Here is a 7122-nt window from a genome sequence, read left to right on the forward strand (position 1 = left end):
CGGGTCGCCGCGCAGGAGCGGCTCGCCGCCACCGCCGCGCAGAACCGAGCCGCCGCCCAGAGCCAATCCGTCGCGCAGAGCCGATCCGCCGCTCAGAGCCCAGTCGCCACTCAGGACCGGCCGGCGCCGGCGGAGGCCGACCGGGCGGCCGCGAAGCCGGATACGGCGGAGGCCGTGCAGGCGGATGTGCAGGCGGAAGTGCACGAGGCCGCGCACGAGAAGGCTCAGGTGCGGGAGGCGGCTCAGGACCGTTCCCAGGTGCGCGCCGCCGCCGAACACACCCAAGCCGGCGGCGGGGAAACGACCGCGGCGGTCTCCACGACGCAGCCGGAGCCGGCCGAGGAAGCCACCACGACGCCCGTGGCCGCGCCGGGTGTCGCTGTCCCCATGCCCACGCCGGTCGTACCGACCGGTCTGCCCGCCGGGACCTCCGGTGCGGAGGTTCAGCCGGATCCGGCCGGGACCGCCGTCGCCGCCTCGACGCCCGCTTCGACGCCCGTCCCGACCGCCGTTCCGACCGCCGTCCCGACTGCTTCTACCGTCGCACCGGGACAGGCGGCCGCTCCCGCGGCTCCCGCGGCTTCCGCTGGGGAAACGGCCGGGGCCGCGCCCCTGCCGCCCGGCTTCAAGATGCTCGACCCCGCCATGACCGTGCCGCTCAGCGAGTCGGCGGCGCCCGCCGAGCCAGCGGCGACGGCGCCCACGGCCCCACAGACCGGTCCGTCAGCTGCCGCCCAAGGACCCACCGCGAGCACCGCACCGACCGGTGAGGCAACGGATCCCAGGCAACCCACGCCGCCGGCGATGGCCGCACCCGCCGCCGAGAACACCGGCGTCAGCCCGCAGGCGGGCGCCGCCGTGGCCGGCGCCGCCGTCCAGAAGCCCGAGGCAGCGACCGAAGCGCCCGCGCCCGTACAGATGCAGTCCGACATCGCCGCGCAGACCGACACCGCCGGCGCGCCCACGCCCGGTCCGATGGTCGCCCCGGCGGCCGGGCCCGCTCCGGCGGCGCCCACCGCGCCGGTCACCGCGGCCGCCGCTCCCCCGCCGTCGTCACCCGTGCCCGGTCCGCCCGCGACGCAGATCGCCATGCGGATCGCCCCGCTGCGCCTCGACGCCGACGGTGTGCACCGGCTCACCATCAACCTGCACCCGGTCGACCTCGGCCCGGTGCAGGTGGTCGCCGAGATCCGCAACGGCGAGGTCAACGTCCAGCTGTCCGGGGCCACCGACGCGGGCACCGACGCCCTGCGCAACGCCATGGACGACCTGCGCCGCGAGCTCGAGCAATCCGGCTTCGGCAATACCACTGTGGACCTCCGGCAGGGTTCGGGCCAGCAGGAGCAGGCACGGCAGCAGTTCCCCTTCACGGGAAACGCGCGCGTGCCGCAGGCGGGGACCACCGACGCGGCGCCGGCTACACCCGCCGACTTGTCCACTGAGGACGGTCGCTTGGACATCAAGGCGTAGGACCCGGACGGCGCGGTTCGCACGATCAACCCCCTTCTCACCAGGAACAGTGGCACCATCGAGCGCATGCGCGAGATCGTGAACGGCGTTTTCGAGATCAGCATCGGATATGTGCACGCCCACCTGGTCGTGGTGGACGACGGGGTGGTGCTGGTCGACACTGGGCTGCCGGGCCGCTCGGCGGAGTTCGGCCGGGCGCTGCACGAGATGCGCCGGAAGATCGGCGACGTGACCACGATCCTGCTGACCCACCGGCATCCCGACCACACCGGTGGCGTGGCCGAGCTCCAGCGCCGGTCCGGAGCCCGGGTGGTGGCGCACAAGCTGGACGCCGGCGCGGTCGAGGGCCGCGAGGACCCACCGCTGACCCGGATGCAACGGCTCACCAAGCCGCTCGTCGGCGCTGCCGAGCCGGTCACGGTGGACGAGGCGGTGAGCGCGGACGGCCCGATCACCGTGGCCGGCTTCCGGGCGGTGCACACACCCGGCCACACCGCGGGACACGTGTCCTATCTGCTGGACCGCGACGGCGGCGTGCTCTTCGCCGGTGACGCGGCGACCAGTGTCCGCGGCCGGGTCCGCAAGTCGCCCCGCGCAATGACCCTGGACGTCACCCGGGCCGCCGAGAGCATCGCCCGCCTGGCGCAGCTCGACTTCGACACGGTCGTCTTCGGCCACGGCAAGGCGGTGCGCGGCCGGGCGGTCGACGGCTTCCGGGCGCTGACCGGCTAGAAGTGGTAGCCCAGCCGCGCATCGCGGGCCGAGATAGGCGCGTGGGCTACCACTTCGGTGTCCTGTGGTAGCCCAGCGGTGCATCCGAGGCGGATGGGCGCGTGGGCTACCGGAGTCAGGGCTTGTCGTTGGAGGCGTCCGGACTCGGGGTGACCGGCGTCGCCGGCTCGTCCGTCTTGCCGTATCCGGCCGTGACGAAACGCAGCCCCGCGAGCAGGATCGCCGCGATCGGCACGGCGATCAGGAACCGCACCAGCACCTCGGTGAGGTCGATCTCGTCGAACACATAGCGGTACAGCGCGGGCGCGCTGATCAGCAGCGCGAAGAGCAGCACCGACCAGCGGATCATCGCGCGGATCGCACCTGCCGGCGCGGGGCGGCGACCTGCGGCGTCACGTCGGCGGCGATCCGCGCGCAGAGCATCGCGGCCCAGGCGTGCGGGGTGGCCGGCTTGCCGTCGAGCGAGAAGATCGGCAGGTCCAGCCCGAGCACGGTGGCCGGGTCGGCGGTCAGGTCCACGCTGTGCACGACGAGCGCCTCGACCTCGCCGAGCGCGCGCAGATGGCGCGCGGTGTCGGCGGTCTTGCGGGTGGCGTCGACGACCGCCCACACGGCGGTGGCGCCGATCGCGTCACACATGTCGTTCACCCAGATCGGATCGGTGTCGCCGACTCGGGCGTCCAGCACCACCACCCACGCCGACGACGCGGCCTGCATCTTGGCGGAGCGGGCCGCGGCCTCCTTCGGCGTGTGCATGACCCGGGAGGAGTGCAGCCCGGTGCCGGCCGCCGAGCCACCGGCCAGCAGCAGGTGGTTCGGGTCGAGGTGGGCCTGCTCGAGCAGCTGCTTGCCGATCGGCACCGCGTGGCTCAGGTCACCGGCCAGCACGAGGATCTCCCCGGCCGCGTCCGGGATCGCGGGCGCGGCCGGACGGGAGGCGAGCGCGGTCAGCACCCCGGCATAGGTGTCGCCGCCGGTGATCTGCGCGGCCAGCGCTTCCGGCATGCCGACCGACATCAGGTTGGCCACCACCGGGTCGGTGTGCGCCGGGCGCAGCTCGGGCCCGGCCGGGACCGGCGGGGAGGCCGGTGGCTTGACCGGGGTGAGGCCGTAGGCCTCCGCGGCCGAGCGGCCGGGTGCGGGCGGCGGGCCGGGCATGCCGGCCGGGCCGGCTGGGCTGGTCGGGCCGGTCGAGCTGGTCGGCTCGCTCACCCCGAGGCCGCCCATCAGCTCGGCGAGGCTGGGTACGGGCGGCAGCGGCCGCAACGTACCGCTGTTGATCGGCGACCCGCTCGCCGCGGCCGGCCGGAACGGTCGCACCGTGGGGGTGTCCGGCTTGTCGTCACCGGCGTGCGGCCGGGGCGACGGGCGCTGCTTGGCCGAGGCGATGTGGTTGGCCGCGTCCAGGCCCGCCATCAGCTCGGCGAAGGCGGCCGCGTTGTCGGACAGGTCCTGCTTGGTGGCCGCCTCGGTGGCGTCCTCCACGCCGGCCTCCCGGCCGGCCGACTTGTCGGTGTTCCCGAAGCTCGGCCCGAAGCCTTGCCCGATGGCCGGCGCGGGGGCGGCGTTCCTCGCGGGCGGCCGCTCCTGCGCCGCCGGCCGCTTGAAGGCGTCCTCCGGAATGATCCGGTCGTTCGACTCGGCACGTTCCAGAAGCTGTTCCAGCGTGTTCGCCGGCTCCTCGCGGGCGGGCGTCGGCGGCGGCACGGTCGGGGCTTTGCGCTGCGGCATGGTCTTCCTGTCGTTGGTGGAGTCCGGCACTTCGACGGAGAGCTCGTAATGCTGCTTCGCGAAGAAGCCGCCGAACCCACCACTGCGGACCTTGTCGGCCGAGATGATGCGCACCCCGGAGCCGTACTCCTCGCGCACCTGCGCCAGCAGCGGCTCGATGGCCGGTCCCTCAAGCAGCACCCGCGTAGGCACCGTTCACCACCCCCATGGTCTCGATCTGTGCGGTGGAACCCGAGATCTCCGTGTAGGAGAGGACTTGAATCCGGCGCGAGCCGGCCTTGAGCAGCCGCATCAGCGGCAGCCGCAGTTGCGGCGAGCAGGCCACCACGGGCGTGATGCCCTGCTGTTCGGCGGCCTCGACCAGCCGGCCGGCCTCGCTGACGATGGCCTCGGCGCGCATCCCGTCGATCGCCATGAAGGCGCCGGTCTCGCTGGGCCGCAGCGACTCGAGCAGCGACTGCTCGAGCATCGGGTCGAGCGTGATCACGGTGAGCCGGCCCTGCTGGGCGTACTGGGCGGCGATCGCCGGGCCGAGCGCGGTGCGGGCCGCCTCGATCAGGCCGTCGTGCTCCACCGACATCTTGGCGCGCAGCGACAGCGCCTCGAAGATGCGGACCAGGTCGCGGATCGGCACGCCCTCGTCGAGCAGGCCCTGCAGCACCTTCTGGATCTGGCCGAGGCTGAGCTGGGCCGGCGTGAGCTCCTCGACGACCACCGGGTGGGTGCGCTTGACCATCTCGGTGAGCTGGCGCACGTCCTCGCGGCCGAGCAGGCGGCTGGCGTTGGTCCGGACGATCTCGGCCAGATGCGTGATGATCACCGATGCCCGGTCCACGACCGTCGCCCCGGACAGCTCGGCCTGGTAGTGCAGCTCGGCGGGCACCCACTTGCCGGCCAGGCCGAAGACCGGTTCGACGCCGGCCCGGCCGGGCAGCGCCTGCAGCCCGTCGCCGATCGCCAGCACGGTTCCCGGCGGCGCCTGCCCGGTGCCCGCGTCCACGCCCGAGATCCGGATCGCATAGGAGGACAGGGGAAGGTCGAGGTCGTCACGGGTACGCACCGGCGGCATCACCAGGCCCAGCTCGAGGGCCATCTTGCGGCGCAGCGCGCGTACCCGGTCCAGAAGGTCTCCGCCGTTGGTGTCGACCAGGTCGACCAGGTCGGGCGAGAGCGCCAGCTCGAGCGGATCCACCCGCATCTCGCCGAGCAGCTGCTCGGGGGAGTCCGGCGCCGGCCGGTCGATCTCCTCGGCCGGCTTCTCCGCCTCCGGCACCGGGTCCTTGATCCGCTGAGCCGCGACGAGGGTGATCACACCGATGATCAGGAACGGGACCTTGGGCAGGCCGGGGATCACGCAGAGGCCCAGGGCGGCGCCGCCGGCGATGCGCAGCGCCAGCTTGTTCTGGCTCAGCTGGGCGGAGACGCTGGACCCCATGTCGCCGCTGGTGGCCGAGCGGGTGGTGATCAGACCGGTGGCCACCGACAGCAGCAGCGCCGGGATCTGCGAGACCAGGCCGTCGCCGACGGTCAGCAGGCTGTACTGGTTCATCGCGTCGGCCGGTGACATCCCCTGCTGGAGCATGCCGACCGCGAAACCGCCGACCAGGTTGATGACGGTGATGATGATGGCCGCGATGGCGTCGCCCTTGACGAACTTCGAGCCACCGTCCATGGCGCCGTAGAAGTCGGCCTCGGCGGCCACGTCGGCGCGCCGCTTCTTGGCCTCGGACTCGTCGATCAGGCCGGCGTTCAGGTCGGCGTCGATGGCCATCTGCTTGCCGGGCATCGCGTCGAGGGTGAACCGGGCGCCCACCTCGGCCACCCGCTCGGCACCCTTGGTGACCACGACCATCTGCACGATGATCAGGATCAGGAAGATCACCAGGCCGATCACCAGCGAGCCGCCGACCACGAAGTCGCCGAACGCGTGGATCACCTTGCCGGCGTCGCCGTCGCGCAGCACCAACCGGGTGGCGCTGATGTTCAGAGCCAGCCGGAAGAGCGTCATCACCAGCAGCAGCGCCGGGAAGACCGAGAAGTCGAGGGGCCGCTGGACGAACATCGAGATCAGCAGGATCAGCAGGGCGCCGGTGATGTTCGTGGCGATGAGCAGGTCGAGCAGGAAGGTCGGCAGCGGCACGACCATCATCACGATGATGCCGATGACCCCGACGGGCACGGCCAGCTTGCTGAGGTTCCGTTTCTCCACAGCCTCCTCCCCTCACGACGATGGTCTCGCGAAAGTGGCCGTGATGTGCGGAAACTTCACTTATGCGGCGGCTGGGGTGGGATTCGGGTTGCGGTGCACCCCGGCTGCCGAACCCTTTGTCTTCAGGCTCATCACGAACGCCAGCACCTTGGCGACCGCGCCGTAGAAGTCGGCGGGGATCTCCATGCCCACCTCCACGCTCTTCTCCAGCGCCCGGGCCAGCGCCACGTCCTGCACCATCGGGATCCGGTGCTCGGTCGCCAGATCCCGGATCTTCGACGCGATCGCGCCCTGGCCCTTGGCGATCACCCGCGGCGCACCCTTGTCCGGCTCGTATCGCAGCGCCACCGCGACGTGCGTGGGGTTGACCAGCACCACGTCGGCGGTCGGCACGTCGGCCATCTGCCGGTTGCGAGCCATCGCCATCTGCCGGGCCCGGATCTGACCCTTGACGTGCGGATCGCCCTCGGTGTTCTTGTTCTCCTGTTTGACCTCTTCCTTGGTCATCCGGAGCTGTTTGTTGGTGCGCCGCCGCACCACGAAGTAGTCCGCCGCGGCCATCACGATGCCGGCCACCGACGCGGCCCGGATCAGCGATAGCACCGCCGTGTTGATCACCGACAGCAGCGAGCCCAGCTGCAGCCGCCCGGTCGTCATCAGCAGCGGCACGATGTCCTTCATCGTCATGTAGAGCACGCCCGCCAGCACGCCGGTCTTGATGAGCGCCTTCGCGCCCTCCCACAGCGACTGCGGCCCGAACATCTTCTTGATGCCGGGCAGCGGGTTCAGGCGGCTGAACTTCGGGATGAACAGCTTGGTGGCGACCCGGATGCCGCCCTGCGCGCCGGCCGCGGCGATGCCGACCGCCATCATGGTCAGCGCCAGCGGCAGCACCGCCCAGGCGGCGCTCATCAGCCCGTCCTTCAAGATGCCCAGGGCGATCGACGGGACGGCGTCGGCGATCACGACAGGGATCTTGG

6 protein-coding genes are annotated in these 7122 nt (G+C 72.1%); 2 read left to right on the forward strand and 4 right to left on the reverse strand.

The genetic code is table 11. The features are described 5' to 3' along the window. Both AB0M20_RS19265 and AB0M20_RS19270 read left to right on the forward strand, forming a co-directional pair. On the forward strand, positions 1–1470 hold a 1470-nt coding region (locus AB0M20_RS19265), incomplete at its 5' end, for a flagellar hook-length control protein FliK (RefSeq protein WP_364299870.1). Positions 1471–1536: 66 nt separating this feature from the next. Further along, positions 1537–2202 carry an MBL fold metallo-hydrolase gene (locus AB0M20_RS19270; RefSeq protein WP_364299872.1) on the forward strand — a complete coding sequence of 222 codons (666 nt, stop codon included), beginning with the start codon at positions 1537–1539 and terminating at the stop codon, positions 2200–2202. Between the two features lie 115 nt (positions 2203–2317). On the opposite strand, the gene AB0M20_RS19275 is transcribed toward AB0M20_RS19270, so the two are convergent. The 4 genes from AB0M20_RS19275 to AB0M20_RS19290 form a co-directional block, all read right to left on the reverse strand. Beyond that, on the reverse strand, positions 2318–2551 hold the full coding sequence (locus tag AB0M20_RS19275) for a hypothetical protein (RefSeq protein WP_364299874.1): 234 nt from the start codon (positions 2549–2551) through the stop codon (positions 2318–2320). After that, positions 2548–4113, reverse strand: coding sequence for a hypothetical protein (locus AB0M20_RS19280; RefSeq protein WP_364299876.1), 1566 nt, complete (start codon positions 4111–4113; stop codon positions 2548–2550). Before AB0M20_RS19280 ends, AB0M20_RS19275 begins: the two co-directional genes overlap by 4 nt. Next, on the reverse strand, positions 4103–6142 hold the full coding sequence (gene flhA, locus AB0M20_RS19285) for a flagellar biosynthesis protein FlhA (protein ID WP_364299878.1): 2040 nt from the start codon (positions 6140–6142) through the stop codon (positions 4103–4105). Before flhA ends, AB0M20_RS19280 begins: the two co-directional genes overlap by 11 nt. 60 nt (positions 6143–6202) lie before the next feature. Next, on the reverse strand, positions 6203–7122 hold a 920-nt coding region (locus tag AB0M20_RS19290; RefSeq protein ID WP_364299880.1), incomplete at its 5' end, for an EscU/YscU/HrcU family type III secretion system export apparatus switch protein.

Source organism: Actinoplanes sp. NPDC051633 (assembly GCF_040681735.1).
Lineage (GTDB): Bacteria > Actinomycetota > Actinomycetes > Mycobacteriales > Micromonosporaceae > Actinoplanes.